We start from the raw sequence: 21,685 nt of genomic DNA, 5'->3' as shown, positions 1-21,685 counted from the left end.
CGGTTCTTCATAAACAAATGATCAAAATCTTATCGTCTCTAAATAGGTTTTTTTAGAGGCTTGTTTAAGCGTGAAAGCAGTAAATTGGGGTTTCTGCTAGAATAAGTTACATAATTTAATAGTCTGCTTTTAGTTCAGGCACTAATCACGGTATGACTCCAACAAAACCTGTTTTCAAGTTGCATTCGGAGGAAGTGACTCGTTTATGTTCTCACGTTGAACTCAATGAAAATCAGTTTAGTCATCAACCGGGTAGTGTGTGGGGAAATATTGCGCTGATTGCAGGGACAACTGTGGGTGCTGGTATTTTGGCTCTACCTGCGGTAACTCTACCATCTGGGGTTTTGCCATCTACAGTTTTGTTAATTGCTGTGTGGCTGTACACGGTGATTTCTGCTCTGTTGCTGGCGGAGGTTTGTGTAAATGCTATGCGTCTGGAAGGACGTTTAAGTATTGGTCTGTTGGCGATGGTGGAGGGTATTTTGGGGTTTGTGGGGGCGCGGATTGCTGGCGCTGCATATTTATTCCTCCACTATGCTTTGCTGGTGGCTTACATGACTCAAGGGGGCAATATTTTAGTGTCTGGGGTTTCTCAGATATGGAAACTAGAAAATGTTCCCCCTGGTTGGCTAGGAACAATGATTTTTACGTTGTTTTTTGGCGGGATGATGTACCTGGGGCGACAAAAATTTATTGAGAAACTGAATAGCGTCTTTGTAGCAATTGTAATTACTTCATTTGTGGGACTGTTATTTCTAGGAGGAGGACAGGTTCAGACTGTGCAACTTTTGACTCACAATTGGACTGCTTTGGGAAGTGCTGTATCTGTGATGTTGGTGGCGCTGTTTTTCCATAATGTTGTCCCGGTCGTTGTGACTCAGTTGGAAGGAGATATCCCTAAAATTCGCCAGTCTATTATTATTGGTTCTTTGATTCCGTTAATTATGTTTTTGACATGGAATGCTGTGATTTTGGGTAGTGTGAGTCTGGACATAGGAGAAAGTACAGGTAATTTTGACCCCTTGCAAATTCTGCGGTCTGGTGGGAATGGCAAAGGTTTGGGAGTTTTATTATCTATTTTCTCTGAGTTTGCGATCGCCACTTCGTTTATTGGTTTTGTTTACGGGTTGCTGGATTTCTTTAAAGATATCTTCCCAGTTAAACAGGGTAAAGCTTTCGGTCGTCTCCCGCTTTATTCGATGATTCTTTTACCTCCCATGAGTTTGGGCGCAATTAATCCCAGCATTTTTTTTAACGCTTTAGATGTTGCGGGAACCTTTAGTATTTCAGTTCTAGGTGGGATAATTCCAGCATTAATGAGTTGGAAACAACGCCAAGAAGAGCAGTTAAATAGTCTCAATCAACCGCTTGTTCCTGGTGGTAAGGTGACATTAATTCTGATGATAGGAATTGCATCAGTTTTGATACTCAAACAAATACTGTCAATGAGTGGATATCTTTAATCCAAATCGGTAATTCCCTACTTCCCAGCTATACAATCCTGGTATCTTGAAGATATCAGGACTGTAGTGGTTCAGAAATGATTAAGGTTAGGTATTTCCTAAACCTAATCTATCCAAAATAAAAGCGTCTTCAAAAGCTAGTTCTCGCAGGCTTTCGTAACGGCCAGATGCGCCGCTATGTCCTGCACCCATGTTGGTTTTCAGCAGCAAAATGTGATTATCTGTTTTCAATTCCCGCAGTTTGGCTGTCCATTTGGCGGGTTCCCAATATTTGACGCGAGAATCATTTAAGCCGGCGGTAATTAATACATCTGGGTATGCTTTAGCCTCGACGTTATCGTAGGGAGAGTAGGATTTCATGTAGTCGTAATACACGTTATCGTTGGGATTTCCCCATTCTTCCCATTCCATCGCTGACAGGGGTAGGGAGGTATCCAGAATTGTGGTGACGACATCGACAAAGGGGACATTAGCCACTACTGCTTTGAATAAGTCAGGACGCATATTCATAACTGCACCCATTAATAAACCCCCAGCACTTCCGCCAGTAATTACCAAGCGATCGCTTGCTGTCCAACCTTCAGCAATGAGATACTCTGCACAGGCGATAAAATCGGTGAAGGTATTCTTTTTCTCTAAGAATTTCCCTTCTTCATACCACTTGCGTCCCATTTCTTCCCCACCACGAATGTGAGCAATGGCAAACACTACTCCCCGGTCTAATAGTGTTAATCTGGTTGAGGAAAAGGATGCTGGATATGAGGAACCATAAGCGCCATATCCTGTGAGTAACAGGGGATTTTTGCCATCTTGTTTCATTCCCTGTTTGTAAACAATGGAGATGGGAATTTTTGTCCCATCCGCCGCAGTAGCCATTAACCATTCACTCTGGTATTCAGTTTTATCATAGCCACCTAACACTTCTGTTTGTTTTTTCAATTCCCTTTCATTGGTTTCCATGTTGTAATCAAACACAGATTGGGGAGTGATTAAAGAAGTGTAATGAAACCTCAAAATATTAGTATTAAATTCTGGGTTATTCCCTTCATCAAACTCATAAGTTGGTTCAGGAAAGCTAATATTATTTTCCTCACCTGTGGAAAGGTTCTGTACCTTTGCAGTTTGCAATCCGCCTTTTCTTTCGTAAATTACTAAGTGATTAGCAAACAGACTTACTCCTAATAGCAGTACATCTTCTCTGTGGGGAATAATAGTTTGCCAATTTTCTTGAGATGGTTTGGTTACAGGGGTTTTGACTAATTTAAAGTTAGTGGCTTTTTCGTTAGTAACTATGTAAAAGTGATCATGATGATGGTCAACATCATATTCTACTCCTGTAGTTCGGGGCTTAATTATCTGAAACTCACCTTGGGGACTATTCGCATCCAAATAGTGAACTTCTGTAGTGATGCTACTTTGCAACAGCATCAATATATATGATTCGCTGCGAGTTTTGCCCACGTATAAATGATAAATATCATCTGTTTCTTCATAAATCAGCACATCTTCTGCTGGTGCAGTTCCTAATGTGTGTTTCAGAAGTTGGTAAGGGCGATTAGCATCATCAATTTTGGTATAAAACGCGGTTTGATTGTCGTTTGCCCAAGCAAAGGAAAAATAAGTATCTGCAATTGTTTCAGGATATAATTGATGTGTATTTAAATCCAGAAAACATAGGGTGTATTGCTCTGAGCCGCTAGTGTCAAAGGAATAAGCTAATATTTGATGATTGGGGCTAATATTAAATACACCCAAGTCAAAAAAATCATGGCCTTTGGCTAATTCGTTTTCATCGATTAGCACTTCTTCAGGAGCATCTAAACTGCCCTTTTTCCGACAATGAATTGAGTAGGCTTTGCCTTCTTCTGTGCGGGAATAATAATAATATTCGTCTTTACGGAATGGTACGGATAAATCTGTTTCTTTAATCCGCGCCAGCATTTCATTGTATATCTGGGTTTGCAATGCTTCTGTATGCTGTGTCATTGCTGCGGTGTAGGCGTTTTCTGCTTCCAGATAAGCGGGAACTTTTGGGTTATCTAAATCACGCATCCAAAAGTATTTATCTATGCGGCGATCGCCATGTAATTCTAAAACCTCTGGCTGTGGTTCAGCAATGGGTGGGGTGACTATTTTTTGTAAAACATTATCTTTATTCATAATTTTTAACCTATGGCAAATAACCAGCAATTAGCTGTTGAGAATGGAAGATGAACTAGAACTAGTAGTTGGGCGGTGAGGGTTTTTTTTCAAGGTACACAAGCCAATTGCTGGTATAACACCGAGAATGATAGCTGTAAATCCTTGTTCACTCCAATACAATATAGGAGTGCGATTCACTTCTGGAATCAAATCTTGCACCAGAGACAAAAACCAAACGCTAAGACTAATCAAGAAAAAGGATACAGAAGGCAGAAAAATCCACCACAACGCTGCTTTGGCGTAGCGCCGCAATACTAACCATTGGCACAATCCCAGCCAAATTCCGGTAAGAATGTATGAGATTGTTGACAAAAGCCCCCAGAGGAATACTAACTCAGGAGATATTCCGGGATTTAGGGAACTGGCAATTACGCTAATGTATTTCAGCCAGGCGATGTTGACGCTGTTAGCAATCAACCAGCCGAGACTGGTAGCCAATATCCATAGCATACCGGGGATATAGCGACGCAGGACGAGGGCTTGATCGGCGGCAAAAATGAGCGCAAACACAATGTTTCCCAAGATTTTCACCCAGTGAACAGAATCAGCAGGCGGTATACCTCCCAGGATGGTTTTTTCTAAACCTATACTGGCAATTCCACCTACAACCCATCCTAAGACAGTAATTAAGGTAAACTGCCAAAAAAACACTTGTCTGTGGACCCGTGGGATCAAAAACTTCCCTGGGTGGGGATTAGATGTATCATCTGTGGGACTGTGAGAGTCTATGTGCATATTAAGTTAATGTTCTGGGAAAGGAACCTCCTGAAAAAGCGTAATCTCAGAATGATAAGCTAAACAGTGACATAAATATAATGACTTAGGATGAAGTGATAAATGGGTGTTGCATTAACGGCTCCTCATCTCCTCCGGGCTGCGCGTGGTGAAGTAGTAGATCGTCCTCCTGTCTGGATGATGCGACAAGCGGGACGATATATGAAAGCATATCGAGATTTAAGGGAAAAATATCCTTCTTTCCGCGAACGTTCGGAAATTCCCGAAGTGGCGATTGAAGTTTCCCTACAACCTTGGAGAGCATTCGCGCCAGACGGAGTGATTTTATTTTCCGATATTGTCACCCCATTGCCTGGTTTGGGGATTGAGATGGACATTGCGGAAGGTAAAGGTCCCATCATTCACTCGCCCCTCCGTACCCAAGCCCAAATTGATGCCCTGCGTCCTTTAGAACCAGAAGCAGCACTACCGTTTATTAAGACAATTTTGCAGGCGTTACGCGAGGAAGTAGGCAATCAGTCAACTGTTTTAGGCTTTGTGGGCGCACCGTGGACTTTAGCTGCTTATGCAGTAGAGGGTAAAGGTTCTAAAACCTACTCGGTGATTAAAAACATGGCGTTTTCTGACCCGACGATGTTACATCAGCTATTAGCTAAGTTAGCAGATGCGATCGCGGTTTATACACGCTATCAAATTGATTGTGGCGCTCAAGTGGTGCAAATGTTCGACTCTTGGGCGGGTCAACTCAGTCCCCAAGATTATGACACCTTTGCTCTGCCTTATCAGCAACGAGTTTTTCAACAAGTTAAGGAAACTCACCCTGATACACCGTTAATTTTGTTAGTTAGCGGTAGTGCGGGTGTGCTGGAAAGAATGCCTAAATCTGGTGCAGATATTGTGACTGTAGATTGGGCTGTGGATATGGCTGAAGCGCGAGCCAGATTAGGTAAACACGTGAAAGTCCAGGGAAATCTTGATCCAGGTGTGTTATTTGGTTCTAAAGAGTTTATCCGCGATCGCATTCTTGATACAGTGCAGAAAGCAGGTAATTGGGGTCATATTCTCAACCTCGGTCATGGTGTACTACCAGAAACTCCTGAAGAAAATGTGGCTTTCTTTTTTGAAACTGCAAAACAACTCAAATCTGTAGGCGTTTAGTTAGGAAAGCTGGGGACTGCGGATTGGGGACTGGGGATTGGGGACTGGGGATTGGGGACTGGGGACACTTCGACAAGTTTTACAGTGAGCCTGTCGAACTGCTCAGTGCAAAGAGCTGGGGAATGGGGACTGGGAAATTTTCCCCCTGCTCCCCGGCCTCTAATTTATCGAACTACAGAGGCACAGAGAACACAGAGTTAAGAGTGGAACTTTTAACTTTATTTTTAATTCTTGAGTTTTAATTACTAATTTATTTTAAATAATACTATGAATCAGAAACGGATTTTAGTGACAGGTGCAAGCGGTTGTGTGGGTCACTACATTTCAGAAGCATTAATTAAAAATACTAATCACGAGTTGTATTTACTGGTGAGAAATCCGCAAAAGCTGCAAGTGGATACTCAAGCCCGTCCAGGTATCACTGTGTTACAGGGGGATATGCAAAAAATTAGCCAGTTGGCTGATTTACTCCCCACAATTGATACCGCAGTTCTCACAGCTACGGCTTGGGGTGGCGATGAAACGTTTGATATTAATGTCTCTAAGACTTTAGAATTAATGCAAATGTTAGATCCGCAGCGTTGTGAACAAGTAATTTATTTTTCTACAGCTAGTGTTTTGGATAGATACAATCAACCCCTCAAAGAAGCTGGGGAAATTGGCACAGATTATATTCGTTCTAAATATGATTGTTTACAAAAAATGTCGCAGCTAGAAATAGCCCCGAAAATTACCAAGGTTTTCCCTACTTTAGTTTTGGGTGGTGATGAGCAAAAACCCTATTCTCATTTGACATCGGGAATACCGGAAGTAACTAAATATATTAATTTAATTCGCTGTTTGCAAGTAGATGGTAGTTTCCATTTTATTCACGGGCGAGATATTGCTACGACAATACAACATTTAATTGATTCTCCCCCCCAAGAAAAGGAAGCACGCCAATTGGTGTTAGGACAACAAGCATTAACAGCGAATCAAGCAGTAGAAGAAGTCTGTACTTATTTAGGTAAAAAGATTTATTTTCGCATTCCGCTATCGTTAGCATTAGCTAATTTGATTATTGCTGTATTTCGCATTCAAATGGCTGCTTGGGATAGATTCTGCATGAACTATCGTCATTTTAGTTATGAAAATGTGGTGAATCCTGCTAGTTTAGGTTTACCAAATTACTGTGAGACTATGAGCGATGTTTTACAAATTAGTGGTGTGAAGGGCGCAAAATAAAGGTAGGTTATTTTCATAATAGATAGTATTTGGGTGTGTACGTGAAATGTTTTAGTCCCCTTGCGGGGATTAGTTTAGCGGAAAGCACTAGCTAACTACACTACAAAGGTAGTATTTATTGTTTCAGTCCCCTTGCGGGGATTAGTTTAGCGGAAAGACTCTATTGTAGACTCAAGACGGCTATAGTCATTGTTTCAGTCCCCTTGCGGGGATTAGTTTAGCGGAAAGATTCGAGGCGCTTTGTCCGTTCTAGGCAATAATGTTTCAGTCCCCTTGCGGGGATTAGTTTAGCGGAAAGTCGACCGTATTGTTTTCAAGGCTACTAGTTATGTTTCAGTCCCCTTGCGGGGATTAGTTTAGCGGAAAGAACCCACTGTGGTGTGGGTTATGGTTAAATATTATGTTTCAGTCCCCTTGCGGGGATTAGTTTAGCGGAAAGTTCCAGGCAAGGCGGACTCCACCAACAGAGTAGGGTTTCAGTCCCCTTGCGGGGATTAGTTTAGCGGAAAGCTTGTCTATTATAGTAATTAGCAAAAGCTAAAAGTTTAGGTTTCAGTCCCCTTGCGGGGATTAGTTTAGCGGAAAGCCAAACCTAGATTACTGGAAACACTTACGAAAGTTTCAGTCCCCTTGCGGGGATTAGTTTAGCGGAAAGATGCTATAGCCCAAATAAGGGATAATAATGCGCCAAGTTTCAGTCCCCTTGCGGGGATTAGTTTAGCGGAAAGCATAGACAGATTGGGGATTGCATAACCACATAGTTTCAGTCCCCTTGCGGGGATTAGTTTAGCGGAAAGTTTCTAAAACCGTAGACGGTACTCGTGAAGACTGGAGTTTCAGTCCCCTTGCGGGGATTAGTTTAGCGGAAAGCAATATTGAACTTTGACCTAGATTAAAAGCGGATTGTTTCAGTCCCCTTGCGGGGATTAGTTTAGCGGAAAGCCCAACGGTGATTTTACCTCCCCTAGTGATGATGAGAAAGGTTTCAGTCCCCTTGCGGGGATTAGTTTAGCGGAAAGTAAGTGAGAAGCCGATTACCTATGTAAAAGAAAATCTGTTTCAGTCCCCTTGCGGGGATTAGTTTAGCGGAAAGCAGGCAAGAAGCAATATGATGGTGATGATTCTGTAAGTTTCAGTCCCCTTGCGGGGATTAGTTTAGCGGAAAGCTGAATGCTTTGTAATGCGTTGTCTCATCTATAATGTGTTTCAGTCCCCTTGCGGGGATTAGTTTAGCGGAAAGTGCAACTAACACTTTGTTAATCGATTTGATTTCTTGTTTCAGTCCCCTTGCGGGGATTAGTTTAGCGGAAAGCTTATCGTAGTGCGGATATAGAAAATCAAGTATGTAAATGTTTCAGTCCCCTTGCGGGGATTAGTTTAGCGGAAAGTTCGTGATGCCAATATTGCTGAAGGAAAACCTATTGTTTCAGTCCCCTTGCGGGGATTAGTTTAGCGGAAAGTAGTAGTAAACAAGTTAATGTACCTAATGAAGGTAGAGTTTCAGTCCCCTTGCGGGGATTAGTTTAGCGGAAAGCTCATGTAGACAAGTGGAGATATGTTAAGTTGAGTTTCAGTCCCCTTGCGGGGATTAGTTTAGCGGAAAGCGAATAGTTTCCCTGATGATATTAAAAGTTTCTCCGAGTTTCAGTCCCCTTGCGGGGATTAGTTTAGCGGAAAGTTAAATGAGAATACGATTTACATACGAAACTATATGTTTCAGTCCCCTTGCGGGGATTAGTTTAGCGGAAAGCAACGATGTCTACGGTCAGTTGCTAGAGGTCTTAGTTTCAGTCCCCTTGCGGGGATTAGTTTAGCGGAAAGTGAATTAGCTCACGCAGAATCGTTTGGAACGGTTGAAAAAGTTTCAGTCCCCTTGCGGGGATTAGTTTAGCGGAAAGTCTAAAATATCATCGATTTCTAAAGCGGAATGATGTTTCAGTCCCCTTGCGGGGATTAGTTTAGCGGAAAGATTCTTTAACTGAAACAGGAGGGGCTACAGGGTTATAGTTTCAGTCCCCTTGCGGGGATTAGTTTAGCGGAAAGGTGACTATGAATCATGTATGTATTATAGAGATGAAGTTTCAGTCCCCTTGCGGGGATTAGTTTAGCGGAAAGCTTACTTTAACTTATTTATTAGTCGATATATTTAGTTTCAGTCCCCTTGCGGGGATTAGTTTAGCGGAAAGTTGTATAGTTTCTATTAATTTGGAGTCTAATAAGTGGTTTCAGTCCCCTTGCGGGGATTAGTTTAGCGGAAAGTTCAACATCGTCATCATAAAAGCCCTCAGCTTGTAAAGTTTCAGTCCCCTTGCGGGGATTAGTTTAGCGGAAAGTCCGCCATCTGAAACATAGTCTAGAAGGGGATTATAGAAGCGATTTTGGCAAAGGTGATCGAGAAACCCTGTTTCAGGCTTCGGGAAATTGCCAACTGAAACTTATGAAACGCTGTAACTATTGATTTGTCAAGGTTCTGGCGATTTGGCAAACCCCCCAGGGTTTTTGACCTCGCTATAGGTCTGCCAAAAATCTTGGTTATGGGTCAATCATATAATGATTGTTTGCTCTTGTCTAGGTAGTTCAGAACCATAAGTGATTGTTCTTTTTACGCTACCAGCATCCAGCACATATACTCTAATGGAGTCTTCATCAGGTTTGATCAATTTCTCAATCTTTATTTGCAATTGGGTAAACTGCACAGCATTCAAGAAACACTCAAAAACACTGTATTGAGTCCATTTCCCATAACCAGTCAGCATTTTGTGCAAGCGAGTCCGCCGTTTATTTGCGCCTTTATTATCGGGTAAGTCGTAAATAATCAGATAGAACAGGGTACTCATCGCAGTGTTAAGGGTTTGTAAGGAATACTTTCTTGTAAATGACGGCTCAATAAACGTGCTTGGAGTTCTATGGCTCGCCTGTAGGTACATTTGTATTCAAATACAGGGTGTTTAAATTCATGATTCATTTTTTGGTCAAAAGCCTCTAAGAAGGTTTTCTTAGCGTTTTCCTTTAAACGATAAGCGCCTAAACTCTCGGTAAAATCTTGGGGTTGAATTTTGCGGTTATTGATGACTGATAATACTAGGTTATCAGCGATTAAAGCCCGAAATTCCTCCATTAAGTCTAATACCATCGCCGGTTGACCATGATGAACTTCATGCAAATAGCCAATATATGGGTCTAAACCAGCAATGTGAACAGCAGCCATGACTTGACCTTGGAGTAAAGCGTAGGCAAAACTCATTAATGAATTTACTGGGTCTGTGGGTGGACGGCGATTTCTACCGTTAAATGTCCATTCGTTTCCTACCATACTCTGCCAGCAAGCAAAATATTCTCTGGCGGCTAAACCTTCAACGCCTCTTACTTGGTCTATGGTTTGTTGGGTCTTGACTAGGCTTTTGCGTTCTTTGAGGGGGTTATCTTTTTGATTGTGGCGGTACAAGACATTATATTGGTTGTGAATTTTGGCGGTGACGATCGCTTTAACTAATTCTAAACGTCGTACTGGGTCTTGATAAACTTGATATTGTGCTAGTCTTAATTGACCGTTGCGAGAATGATTGGGAAGTGCTGAACCTAAGTATTTACCGAAGCTAGAAAGGTAATGAACTGGCATTCCTAATTCTAAGGCGTAGAAGAATGCGTCACCTGTGACTTGGGGATTACCCATAAGTATGACTTCTTCTACTGTTTGGGCGGGAACTTTGCGTTTTTTCCAGGAACCATCTTCTTGTTTTAAGGCTACTTGAAAGGCTTCGTAGTGTTTGCTTAAAACTGCGTCGGGCTGTGTCAGGTAAAGGGTAGTCATGGTGATTGTTATGAATTTTGCTGTTGTAATTTTTTAACTTCCAATGGCAAGCAGATTCCTTGCACGCTGCAAGACTGACATTTTTTGGTATTATCTATGGGTGCTGGCATAGGGTTTTGACTAGCAAGGTGAGCTAGTGCAATCGCTTGTTCCGTCATTTCTCGCAGTTGGGGTGTAAATGCTACAGTTTGCCTTCTGCGATTAGCATGATAAAAAATTTCGCCGTAGGTAATATTCCGCCCTGTCCGTTCTTCTAAACATAAGGCTGCTGCACAGAGTTGAAAATGGTCGTTGAGGTGTTGTGCCATTTTCCCTTTCTTATATTCCACAGGAACTAGCTGACCATCACACTCTTCCACTGCATCGATGATACCAACAACTTGGAGGCGATCGCACCATACCCATTGCTGCTGATGAATTAAGGTGTCTCCCTCCTGAATTGTTCCCGGTTGATCAATATTGCGGTGTAAATGGCGACCTAAAATAATATGTTCGTTGTCCTGCATTTCACCCAGGACATATTCCCAGTAAAACCTGCGTGGGCAATATTCCCAAGCATTCAGATAGGCTAAAAGCAAGTAGTCTTTAGTCATTGGTGATTACCTGTCCCATTCCCATTGCTGTTTTCCGTCCCACTCCTGCAAAGCTGGCAAAATTAGCTAAAACTGTGGCAATTCTGGCTTGTTCAGAGTCCATAAACCGATACCTTACCCAACCTTTAGCACCAATTTCTGTTTTATTTTCGATTTTTAAAGCTGAGGTTTTCAGTTCAAAAGCAGAGATAAAACTGTTAAATTCAACTTGGGGAAAATGAAATTCTGGAGGTGCAAAAATATTCCATCGTCGTAACAGACTGCCAAAAACTAATTCTGGTAAAGGGAAAGGTTGAATTGCTTGATTTTGTTTAAAACTTGTGGGTGAGAGAAACTTCAGGGTAATGTCATTAAAGACTGGGGTTTTTTCCGCTAAAACTGCATAGTTATTAAAATCTGCCAGGGGATGACTTCCCGGTAAAGTATAGATGCTGCGAATTACAAAGGGACATTTTTCTAAAGTTAAGGGTTTGCGTCCCCACTGTTCTATACTTTGCAAAAGTGGCTGAATTAAATCACCATTTAATAAACAGATGCGGAATGTAAAATCATCTCCTGGTTTTGTACCTCCCTGGCGAATATTTCCCATTAATCCTGATAGGCTGAAAGGAGATACTTGGCTGTGATCAATTTGGATATTTGCTGATGTTAACCAGTCGATAACTTGTGTATGCAGTGCTTGATTGAATGTACCTGAAATAGTTTGCTGACTAGCTGCACCTAGTTGAATGACTACAGCATATAGGTTAGTGGATTTAGGAGGCGATTTCAAAAGTGCTGGCTCCATAGGATGCTCCCCTTGGTAAACAGGTATGATCAGGTAGTTGCCAATAATCGCCAGATATCTGCGCTTGACTGACTAAACTGGCTGGCGGCATGACAATTCGGTTGTAGAGTAATAATGTGGATGATTTGGGTAAATCTAAGGGGTTTAAAGGATGTTTGGTGATGTATTCTCCGGTACGCTCTTTGAAATCTGCTATTTCGGTTGTATCCACTCGGATTTTGGCTGACCATTTACCTAATCGAATCCAATGGGGAATTTCAATGGGTTGGCGGGAGGCGATGTATGTTTTATACTTGCTGCCTATGGCTAGTTCTTTGGCTCGACCATAGTTGATGGGATAGTTGCGTTTTGCACCGTCGCCGCCAAATTGTACGGATTTTCCATAATAGGGAACTTGGGCGGCTTTAAAGGTGTTTACTTGATAAGACCAAATTAGAGGTAATGCGGGAAATACATATATTCCTGCTGTGTTCAGGTGTATGAGGTTTTGTTCTTGGGAGGTATCTAGATAGGTGGGTTTTTGCGCGATCGCACCTTTGAGTCTGTAGGGTCTGGGAATATAGGCGGTTTCAAAGAGGGCGAAGCTTAAAGCCCAGTTGTGGAGATATTTCTCGGTTTCGTAGAGGATACCCATTTCACGAGTTGCAAAGAATACGTTATCGTGCAGGGTGAGTTTACATTGGTAAAGTTTCATGGGTTGGGTTTGGGGGGTGGGAAATACCAATTCAGAGGAACGAACCGCCAAGGACGCAAAGTACGCAAAGGAAGAAGGGAAGGAAGGAATTTCGCTTTGGGTTTATGGTATCCATCACAAATTCATCTGCGTTTATCTGCGTCCATCTGCGTTTAATTGTTACTGTCAGGTTTTAGGATTTGTTTTTGCCTTTTTTACCGGCGATCGCGCCGTAGGTTTGAGCGTAGGTCTGGGTTTGTTGATACAATGTTGTCAGTGTTTCCCGTAGTTGGGTTTCGTCTTGATAAATGGCGGCGACTTCACCCAATAAATCAGTTAGTTGGGAACCAGTAATTACTTGGGTTTTGCGGATTGGTTCTTGGTTGAGTAAATTAGTTGTCACTTGGCTGGCTTGGGTGAGAATGTCTACTATGGGGGCGTTGATGTCTGGTTTTAAAGCATCATAAAGTGCTTGGGTAAAGTGCAAGTTGCTAAATATTTCCCCATCACATAAGACAATGCCAATAATATGATTTGTCATTGTGCCTGTGCGTGATTCTTGTGCGCCATAGCGTCGGGTTCGCATCAGGTTTCCTAACACATATAGAAAGCCTTCTAATGTGGGGTCGCGTAAGGTTTCTACTGTGGGAAAGCTGACTTCTGGGAGAATATGATCTAGTTCATTTATCGCACTCCGCATTTCTCCTTTTTCGCTCATTGTTCCGCCTTCAAAGGGTGCATTAAAGGTAAAACTGCGGTGGGATTGTTCGTAAGGACTGAGGGAAAAAGCGGAATCGGAATAAACTTTAGAACGTTCGGAACCACTATCACCAATGGCAAAGCCATAGATAATACAATCAGGACACTTTTTACAGGATTTCTCGCCGTTGTATTCACAGAATTTGTCTTTATCGGCTTCGTTGGAGCTGGTTAGTTCTAAAGACCGCAATAATTCCCGACCTGCAAGCCTTTCTGGAGTTACTTGCTTGCGCTTAAACATGACTAAACGACTAATGGGGTCTGTGGTTTGTAAACCGGCTTGAGTTCTGGCTGTGTTCAAGACTCCATCTGTTTGAAATACGGGGAATGATTGGCTATGACGCACCATGAGAAAATGGACGTATTTACCAGATGCTAACCGAGGAAATTCTGTTTGAAATTGGGGTTTAATGGTGTTAATAATGCTCATTTTGTTGCTCCTGTTGTTTCAGTTTGTTTGTCTGATAATGCTAACCAACGATAGGCAAATTCTGCCCCGGATTTAATGCGGTTGCGGTTTTCTTGGAGTAAGGCGCGATCGCCTAAATAAACTCCTAAAAACAAGTCGTCAAAGCAGCTAGTCATAAAGGTATGAATTGCTCTTAACTCTTGCTCTTGTCTAGTTGTAAATTCCACAGACTTATCCATAATTAATGGACGTTTGTAAGGTTCTTGGCGTTCAATGGCATCTTTGAGTTGTCCTGCACCTTGTAAAATGATGTCTTCTCTAGATATTTGCTCTGGAACTGTGAGAATAATTTCCAAAGCTTTGGCAATTGGTAATAAAATTGCATGGCTAGATTCATGGACTTTAACTTGATAAAACTGGCGATATTCTCTAACTAGTCGCTCAATTAATTGCAATTTTTGTTGCATTTTCACATCTCCTTTAATCCAGAGTTGGGCATAATTCCAAATTTTTTGAACATCGTCTGCACTGGGTTCTCGTTTAGTTTCCCGAAATCCTTCATTGGCGATCGCAAACACATTTAATACATCGGTAACTAAATTCCTGGCTGTACCATTAAAACTTTGCCAACGTGCATCTGGTGGGGAACTGCGAAAATCTAAATGCAGGCTATAAGCTACCAGTAGCCGCTCAATTACTGGTGACAAGTCTTGGATTCTCATGTTTTGACTTATACCTAAGATTTGCCAAAATCCCGCCGCCCCATCCAGTTTGACTGACTCGTTAAATTCTTGGTCGCTGGCATATAGGGGGTCAGGACTGCTGGTAGCAACCACTTTCACGCCCAACAATATGGGTAAAGCCAAAGCTAAAAATGCCGGAGTTACCCAAGCATCTGTAGTGGTTTTCCCCCTAGTGGTTGTATAAGTAATTGCCATAAAAGGCAAGTCTCTATGAGAGTAACTATCACCATACCGTCCCGCTTCGGCTTCATCGCGCCAAGATAAATTTTGCAGTCCACTTAACTGCATTCCCGCTTTTAGCCAATGGTTGCGAACTTCCCAGAGATTGACCCGTTTAAGTTGTTTAACCAGTCTTCTCACTGCTACTGCTACCTGGGGTGAGTAGACATAGGCGGGAAAAATATAGAGAAAAACTGGCTGTTGATCTTCTAGTTTTCCTGATGGTACAGCCCAAAAAGCTTGACGCAGCAGCATTTCTAAAGACCAAATTTTAGAGATACCCCGTTTTATCCGTCCCCCTCCCAAGGCGTTTTTATTGCTGTATTGCTGGGGTTTAAACAGCACCACTGTATCTAGTTGGTCTTCAGCTTCGGACTCTCCCCCACTCAAAGAACAAATAGGCTGATTGGTGACTTTGGCTTGTGAGTATGCAGCTAATTCCTGGCTAAATTCTGCGGGTTGATGGCGCAATTCCGAGATTTCTAGGTATTGGGCTAAATAGTCAACAAAAGCTGCATGGGTAGGGCTACTTGTTTCTTGAAGTAAGTTGTTTTCTTCTGCCCAAGTTGCCAGGCGATCGCTTAAACTAATTAAGAAATCCTTTACCTGTTCTTCATCCAAAGTGGGATGATTGACAATATATTGAGCTGCTACTTGATACCAGCCATAATTTACCCCTCCTGATTGGAATTGGGTCTGTTGTGGAGATATGTGATTTGCTAATTCCAAAGCTGTTAATATCCAAGTTGTATACTCCTCACAACCTGCAAAAAACTCTCGTTGGGCTAAAATAATTAACTCGGCTAATCTGTCAGCCCGAATATCTGCACCTTGTAATAAAAATTGTCGTTCTGTATCTGTGAGGTTTAACCTCTCTAAACGTTTCGGCGTGGCTGGGGTTTTGATATTAGCAACTTTTATTTGTACAACTTCTGGAAGTAGGCGAATTAAGTCAGCCGTTGTGAACAGTTCTAAAGTTTGGGGAGCAACTTTAATTCCTTTTCCATCACGAACAAAACCTACATCTCCACGCTGAAAGTATTCTGCTAATCCTTGTTGATTGTTTTCGACATCTCCTTGAATTAAACTTTGCCAAATAGCTGTTTCAATGTCTGCAATCTCAGGAATGACTACATCAGGTGGAGTCAAATATATAGCACCTTGAGCAAAATACAGAATTGGTTCCCAACCTTGTTGGCGGGAAAAATTCACTACAGCATTATGAATTTGGTTGGTAATTAACCCCCGGCAATCTCGGAGACGATGGTAAACTAATTTACGGGGAATCCTGAGCCAATCTAGATGATCTCGCAGGCGATCGCCTTTGGTAGTCGTCACAATATCTGCCGGATCTCCGATATGTACTGCTACATCCCCAAAAGCCAGCAAATGCCGCAAAACATCACTTAAACGCCGATCATCCCAGGTAAATTCTCTCTCTGAGTTCTCCCAATTAGAAATAATCGGGTTACTATCAATGCTGAATTGGGTATTTTGAGCTAAAAAGGCAATTTCTAATAAATATTCTCGCCATTCTGACCAAAATTCACTAAAAGCTAACTTTTCTCCCAATTCGCCGCACAAGTTAATAATGGCCTCGATTTCATGGGCTTTTGGCGGTGGTTGTTCTTCTCCTTGTCCCCGGACATATTTGTTATAGTCATGCAAAGTTAACCCTAAACACAGCAAGCGTTTTTCCGTTTCCTGTAGTTGCAAATGTGCGGGTAAATAGGCGCTGAGATTCCAAGCTGTCAGCAGTCCATTGAGAACATGAACCAGTAAACTTTGGTCAGGTTTAGCCGCCCAGCGTTGAGCATTTTCTCTGGCGTAGCGATTATCGCCCTGTTTGACTAATGTTTGATAATGTGCATCCTCTGAACCACCCAAGGCCGGAATTAAACCAAATTCCCCTTCCATGGCCGGGAGTACAGTATTGATAAATGAGTGCAAAATTGGGTCAGTATTTTCTGGGAGAGTTTCAATTAGTAGTGTTTGTAATAATGTAGGCATGGTTTAAAAGATGTAAGGTTTAGTGCGCTCGCCACGGGGAATCCGCCATTTCATTGCTTCTAGGAGTAAAGCATCTTGGTTAAAAGCACAGGCGTAACATTGCTCATCAGCGTCTTGCAATCGATACAAACCAAAGGTGGGGCTAAGGTGGAGGGCGCGGCTAATATCCCAATGGCTATGGGGTTGACGGCGATTCACTTGCACAAGGAAAGTCAGCAGTTTCTGTTTCCCTAGACAACGATTTACTGCTGCTTGCGGGTGTCCGGTAATAGTCAACTTGTCCATCAGAAACAGGGTAAATTGCTTTAATTCATCCGTACCGCGATCGCATTCCAAAGCAATGGGGAAGCGTTCATCAGACCACCTGCAAACCTTCAGATAAACCTGAATATATTTCTCAGGAAACTCCGTCACCCCATGATTTGCTTCTTGTGCAGCTTGCAGATATGTTTCCCTGTCAATAATTTCCACTTCCGCATAGGGTAGCAACCGCAGCAAATCGTAGGTATAAAAACGTTGCTCATCCCAAACCGCAGCTTGCAAATCCGAACCACCCCGAAAGCGTAAAAGTTCCTCTTGTATAGCTTTCCCCGTGGAATCTTTACCTAAAACACACCAATAACCCCGTTTTTTATCCAATTGCTCTCCATAAACACGGCGTAAATCCTCAGCCATACTTCCTTGTAACTGCTGCATTACCCCATTTTTCTGGAAACCCAGACTAAATAACATTCCTTGCGCTTGCAGTGCGCCCCAATAGCTGCGATATTGCTCAAACTCTCTGGGAGGGTCAAAGGCTTCTGTAATCACCTCTGTGAAATCAAGTTCCTCCTCTGTGGATTTAACCCGGCTAATAGTTGTCACATCTGCCAATCTTTCCTTTAGTCGAGACATAATCCAAGGAGTGCGGCTAGGTAACAACACAAAAGCCTGATAAGTTGAAAAACCAGGATGACGACCTAAACGCCCCAATCGCTGCATAAAAGTTGCAGAATCAATGGTTTCAAAAATCAGCAAATGAATCTTAAAATCCACACCCACATCCACCGCACTTGTACCAATCACCAACACAGGTTGGGACGAATTTTGTAAATCTTGCTGTGCTAAAGCTCTTTCTTGACGGTCAATTCTGCCGCTAATTTCCCGAACAATCACATCAGGAAGTAATGCTTGCAATTGTCGTACAGCCCGACTAACCAGGGCTACAGAGTTGAGAATAATTAAACCTCTTCCCCTAGTTTCGGCTTGTAAAATGGTGCAAATAGTTTTTGCTTGTTGAGTTAGCCAAGTTAAAGAATCAGTATCTGGGTCTAACTGCACAAACTCAATTTCCACAGATTGGCAGATTTGCCGAAACCCTGGAGTAGCTGCACTCCTGTAATTTCCCCTCACCGTTGCGACTTGAAAACCAGAATCTTTGAGCATCTTAATAAATTCTGCTTTAGGAGTCGCGGAAGTAAACAAAAACCGCATCGGTCGCTTGCGGGGGCGATTATGGCGAATTAACAGCAGACTATTGAGAATTGCAGCTTCTTGATGTACGCCAAAAATATGAAACTCATCAGCCACATATAAATCTGGGTTTCTAGCCAAAATAATCGGTAAGTCCGCCCGATTGTAAGCAGGGTTTTGATACCGAGAGTGTGCTATTAAATGAAAGATATCTGGGTTAGTCAGAATAACCTGTTTGTGCTTAAATGCTAGGAGTAATTCTTTAAATTTGTTACCTTTGATTCCTGCTTCCACCCGTCGAGCTAATTCAGCCCCATAAAGGGTATCAACTTCGACAAATTTATCTACGTGAAATTGTTGACAGTAACCAGAAATGTTTTGGATTGAATTACCTTGAATTTGCCGTTCTTGGTCATTGACTAACTCAATGGTGGGATATAGCCCCATCACTCGAAAACCCGGATTGAGTAAAGCTGCTAAATAAGCTGCCAAGGATTTACCATCACCTGTAGCAGAAGTATTAAAGATAACTTCAGCCCTCCCACTGAGAATCTCTGCATAAGTCTGAGCTTGGTGAGAAGACAGGGGACAGTCAGAGCCTAATCCAAAATTGGGAGCTTGTTGTTTTACTTGGCAAATTTGGGTACATCCTAAAGGACAAGCGCCGATTCCCGGATTCAGTTGGGAAAAAAGCGGCAGTATAGAAAGTTTCACGATAGGCTAGTAACGTAAGTTGCTACAAGTCTAATACTCAATGAAATAGAGATGTCATCAAAAAATGATGTTAACGCTCATCAATTTGGGTTTGCACTAGAAATATTGAAGCTACTGGCGGAAAAACCCCGAAAAAAAGCAGAGTTAGAAAATTTATTGTGCGATCGCGGTTTTGCATCTGGCGATTTATCTCAGAAAATTACGCGTGTGATTGGTAAACTCAGAGACTGCGGCTTTAATATCAAAGGTGTTCCCAATCGCCCCTATGAGCTATTAGAGTCAGTATTTCCCGTCATTCTTTCCGCAGAACAAAGACAAGCTTTAGCAATGGCGGCTGCCAAAACCCCTGGACTGGTGTGTCTCATCCGCACCCGAAAAGACATGACCGAAACAGTACCATTTCAGGAAATCACCACAACCCCAGAATTTTCCATCGCCCAAGTAGTGGAGGGGGATTTGTTAGGCACACACACGCAATCAGCAAAATCTCTGCTCTTCCCCACTCCCGCCTCTGCTTATCTACCTTACGCAACGGAATTTCTCGGCACAGTGGACCCAGATGGCAAGCAACGGCTTTACGCTGCCCAAAATCTACCTACCATTGACCCCACCTGGGACAACAATATTCGGCAACAACTAGACACCTATGGCTGCATATTAGATCAAAATGTCCCGAATTAAGGTGGCTTTTAATTGCATATCACTTATTGTCACTATTTAATTTTTCTGAAAAAAAACGTCAAATAGTATGTTATTTATTTGCGATCGCCTACAATTTCCCTAGAATTTTCCTGATAATTTCACCTGAAATTGGAACAGAAAACTTAGTTATCAAGTCGCGTGTAAATATGTAACTCCAGTTTAATTGCCAAGTCAAAAAAATAACGGTAAACTGAAGCAAATTTCATAAATAGGACTTACGCAGACTCTCCGTTTTCTTGGCGTTCTTGGCGGCCTGGCGGTGCGATAAATCAAGATTTTTGTGTAACTCCTGATAAAAAGTCAATAACTCTTTATTTTCGTTAAAGTTGGGATAACAATCACAGTGTGAGGATTAATACTATATGCGAATTTTACTGGTATATCCAATATTTCCCAAAACCTTTTGGTCTTATGAAAAAATTCTAGAATTAGTCGATCGCAAAGTTTTGTTACCACCTTTGGGATTAGTGACAGTGGCGGCAATTCTGCCCCAAGAATGGGAGTTTAAACTAGTCGATCGCAACATTCGCCCAGTGTCTGAAGCCGAATGGGAATGGGCTGATGTGGTGATTTTCTCCGCCATGATTGTCCAGAAGGAAGATTTGTTAGGACAAATTAAAGAAGCAAAACAACGTGGTAAATTAGTTGCCGTCGGTGGCCCTTATCCCACTTCTGTACCCCACGAAGTAGAAAATGTCGGTGCAGATTTTCTGATTCTCGATGAAGGGGAAATCACCCTACCCATGTTCATTGAGGCCATTCAACGGGGAGATACATCTGGAGTTTTCCGCGCCACAGAAAAACCCGATGTCACAGGTACACCAATTCCCCGATTTGATTTACTAGAATTTGATGCCTACGATATGATGTCGGTGCAGTTTTCCCGTGGGTGTCCTTTCCAGTGCGAATTTTGTGACATTATTGTTCTCTATGGCCGCAAACCCCGCACCAAAACCCCAGCCCAACTATTAGCAGAGTTAGATTGTCTCTATAATTTGGGTTGGCGACGGGGTGTGTTCATGGTGGATGACAACTTTATAGGTAACAAGCGGAATGTAAAATTGTTGCTGAAAGAGTTGAAAGTGTGGATGGCAGAACATCAATATCCTTTCCGGTTTGATACTGAGGCTTCTATTGACTTAGCACAAGATCCAGAAATGATGGAATTGATGGTAGAGTCTGGTTTTGCGGCGGTGTTCTTGGGAATTGAAACCCCAGATGAGGAAAGTTTACAATTAACCAAGAAGTTTCAAAATACCCGCAGTTCTCTAGCTGATGCTGTGGAAAGTATTATCAAAGCCGGATTGCGGCCAATGGCTGGGTTTATTATCGGTTTTGATGGCGAAAAAGCAGGTGCAGGCGATCGCATTGTCAGATTTGCCGAACAAGCAGCAATTCCCTCTACCACCTTTGCTATGTTACAAGCGCTACCCAATACTGCATTGTGGCATCGTCTGAAAAAAGAAGGCAGACTGCGGGAAAATCAAGACGGAAACATCAACCAAACCACCTTAATGAATTTTCTGCCTACCCGTCCTTTGGAGGATATTGGTAGAGAATATATTGAAGCCTTCTGTGCTTTATATGACCCTGTGAAGTATTTAGATCGTACCTATCGCTGTTTCTTAATGATGGGTGCGCCCAGTTGGAAAGCCCCAGCCAAAATGCCAGAATGGATCATTGTCAAAGCGCTACTAATTGTGATTTGGCGACAAGGTATCATCCGCGAAACTCGCTGGAAATTCTGGCATCATTTGTTTAGCATTATCAAACGCAATCCCGGAGTTGCTGAACATTATCTTTCAGCTTGCGCGCACAATGAGCATTTTCTAGAATATCGCCAAATTGTCCGCGATCAAATTGAAAGTCAGTTAACTGAATATTTAGCACAAGGCACAGAAACACCTTATGTACCCGTAGCAGCTAAAAAAGTTGAAGAAAAAACCGAGGCGATCGCTAGTTAGTTTTTTGAGGTTGAGCCACACCACCAAATTCTATTTGGTGGCTTCTGGCACTTCAGCTTTGCTGCAA

15 protein-coding genes and 1 CRISPR repeat array are annotated in these 21,685 nt (G+C 42.3%); of the genes, 5 read left to right on the top strand and 10 right to left on the bottom strand.

The window, feature by feature from the left end; all coding sequences use genetic code 11:
• Positions 1 to 152: 152 nt before the first annotated feature.
• A complete protein-coding gene (locus ACM0OP_RS01705; RefSeq protein ID WP_414526659.1) occupies positions 153 to 1,463 on the top strand; it encodes an amino acid permease in 1,311 nt (436 codons plus the stop codon).
• Positions 1,464 to 1,550: 87 nt separating this feature from the next.
• On the opposite strand, the gene ACM0OP_RS01700 is transcribed toward ACM0OP_RS01705, so the two are convergent.
• Complete coding sequence (locus ACM0OP_RS01700; protein ID WP_414526658.1) at positions 1,551 to 3,623, bottom strand: S9 family peptidase; 2,073 nt, start codon at positions 3,621 to 3,623, stop codon at positions 1,551 to 1,553.
• 30 nt (positions 3,624 to 3,653) lie between these two features.
• Positions 3,654 to 4,400 (bottom strand): hypothetical protein, encoded by a 747-nt coding sequence (locus ACM0OP_RS01695; RefSeq protein ID WP_414526657.1) that lies wholly within the window; start codon positions 4,398 to 4,400, stop codon positions 3,654 to 3,656.
• A gap of 102 nt (positions 4,401 to 4,502) precedes the next feature.
• On the opposite strand from ACM0OP_RS01695, the gene hemE reads away from it, so the two are divergent.
• Together hemE and ACM0OP_RS01685 are read left to right on the top strand one after the other, a co-directional pair.
• A complete protein-coding gene (gene hemE, locus ACM0OP_RS01690) occupies positions 4,503 to 5,558 on the top strand; it encodes a uroporphyrinogen decarboxylase (RefSeq protein ID WP_414526656.1) in 1,056 nt (351 codons plus the stop codon).
• A 267-nt stretch (positions 5,559 to 5,825) separates the two neighbouring features.
• On the top strand, positions 5,826 to 6,782 hold the full coding sequence (locus ACM0OP_RS01685; protein ID WP_414526655.1) for an NAD-dependent epimerase/dehydratase family protein: 957 nt from the start codon (positions 5,826 to 5,828) through the stop codon (positions 6,780 to 6,782).
• A 48-nt stretch (positions 6,783 to 6,830) separates the two neighbouring features.
• A CRISPR array of direct repeats spans positions 6,831 to 9,115; the repeat unit is 37 nt; unit sequence GTTTCAGTCCCCTTGCGGGGATTAGTTTAGCGGAAAG.
• A 210-nt stretch (positions 9,116 to 9,325) separates the two neighbouring features.
• Here the strand turns inward: ACM0OP_RS01685 and cas2 are convergent.
• The 8 genes from cas2 to cas3 form a co-directional block, all read right to left on the bottom strand.
• Complete coding sequence (gene cas2, locus ACM0OP_RS01680) at positions 9,326 to 9,619, bottom strand: CRISPR-associated endonuclease Cas2 (protein ID WP_414526654.1); 294 nt, start codon at positions 9,617 to 9,619, stop codon at positions 9,326 to 9,328.
• Positions 9,616 to 10,593: a type I-D CRISPR-associated endonuclease Cas1d gene (cas1d, locus tag ACM0OP_RS01675; RefSeq protein WP_414526653.1), complete on the bottom strand. Its 978-nt coding sequence runs from the start codon at positions 10,591 to 10,593 to the stop codon at positions 9,616 to 9,618. The genes cas2 and cas1d overlap by 4 nt, the downstream gene beginning before the upstream one ends.
• 8 nt (positions 10,594 to 10,601) lie before the next feature.
• A complete protein-coding gene (gene cas4, locus ACM0OP_RS01670) occupies positions 10,602 to 11,186 on the bottom strand; it encodes a CRISPR-associated protein Cas4 (protein ID WP_414526652.1) in 585 nt (194 codons plus the stop codon).
• The gene (cas6, locus tag ACM0OP_RS01665; RefSeq protein ID WP_414526651.1) at positions 11,179 to 11,973 is read right to left on the bottom strand and encodes a CRISPR-associated endoribonuclease Cas6; all 795 of its coding nucleotides are present in this window, start codon (positions 11,971 to 11,973) and stop codon (positions 11,179 to 11,181) included. Before cas6 ends, cas4 begins: the two co-directional genes overlap by 8 nt.
• A complete protein-coding gene (cas5d, locus tag ACM0OP_RS01660) occupies positions 11,942 to 12,718 on the bottom strand; it encodes a type I-D CRISPR-associated protein Cas5/Csc1 (protein WP_414526650.1) in 777 nt (258 codons plus the stop codon). The genes cas6 and cas5d overlap by 32 nt, the downstream gene beginning before the upstream one ends.
• 121 nt (positions 12,719 to 12,839) lie before the next feature.
• Positions 12,840 to 13,835: a type I-D CRISPR-associated protein Cas7/Csc2 gene (cas7d, locus tag ACM0OP_RS01655; protein ID WP_414526649.1), complete on the bottom strand. Its 996-nt coding sequence runs from the start codon at positions 13,833 to 13,835 to the stop codon at positions 12,840 to 12,842.
• Positions 13,832 to 16,786 (bottom strand): type I-D CRISPR-associated protein Cas10d/Csc3, encoded by a 2,955-nt coding sequence (cas10d, locus tag ACM0OP_RS01650; RefSeq protein WP_414526648.1) that lies wholly within the window; start codon positions 16,784 to 16,786, stop codon positions 13,832 to 13,834. The genes cas7d and cas10d overlap by 4 nt, the downstream gene beginning before the upstream one ends.
• A gap of 3 nt (positions 16,787 to 16,789) precedes the next feature.
• Positions 16,790 to 18,952: a type I-D CRISPR-associated helicase Cas3' gene (cas3, locus tag ACM0OP_RS01645; protein ID WP_414526647.1), complete on the bottom strand. Its 2,163-nt coding sequence runs from the start codon at positions 18,950 to 18,952 to the stop codon at positions 16,790 to 16,792.
• A gap of 51 nt (positions 18,953 to 19,003) precedes the next feature.
• Between cas3 and ACM0OP_RS01640 the strand changes: the two genes are divergently transcribed.
• Positions 19,004 to 19,633 carry a hypothetical protein gene (locus ACM0OP_RS01640; RefSeq protein ID WP_414526646.1) on the top strand — a complete coding sequence of 210 codons (630 nt, stop codon included), beginning with the start codon at positions 19,004 to 19,006 and terminating at the stop codon, positions 19,631 to 19,633.
• Positions 19,634 to 20,016: 383 nt separating this feature from the next.
• A complete protein-coding gene (locus ACM0OP_RS01635) occupies positions 20,017 to 21,618 on the top strand; it encodes a B12-binding domain-containing radical SAM protein (protein WP_414526645.1) in 1,602 nt (533 codons plus the stop codon).
• Positions 21,619 to 21,685 lie beyond the last annotated feature (67 nt).

This window comes from Nodularia chucula CCY0103 (assembly GCF_963923915.1).
GTDB lineage: Bacteria > Cyanobacteriota > Cyanobacteriia > Cyanobacteriales > Nostocaceae > Nodularia > Nodularia chucula.
This window is presented reverse-complemented; position numbering and strand designations above follow the sequence as displayed.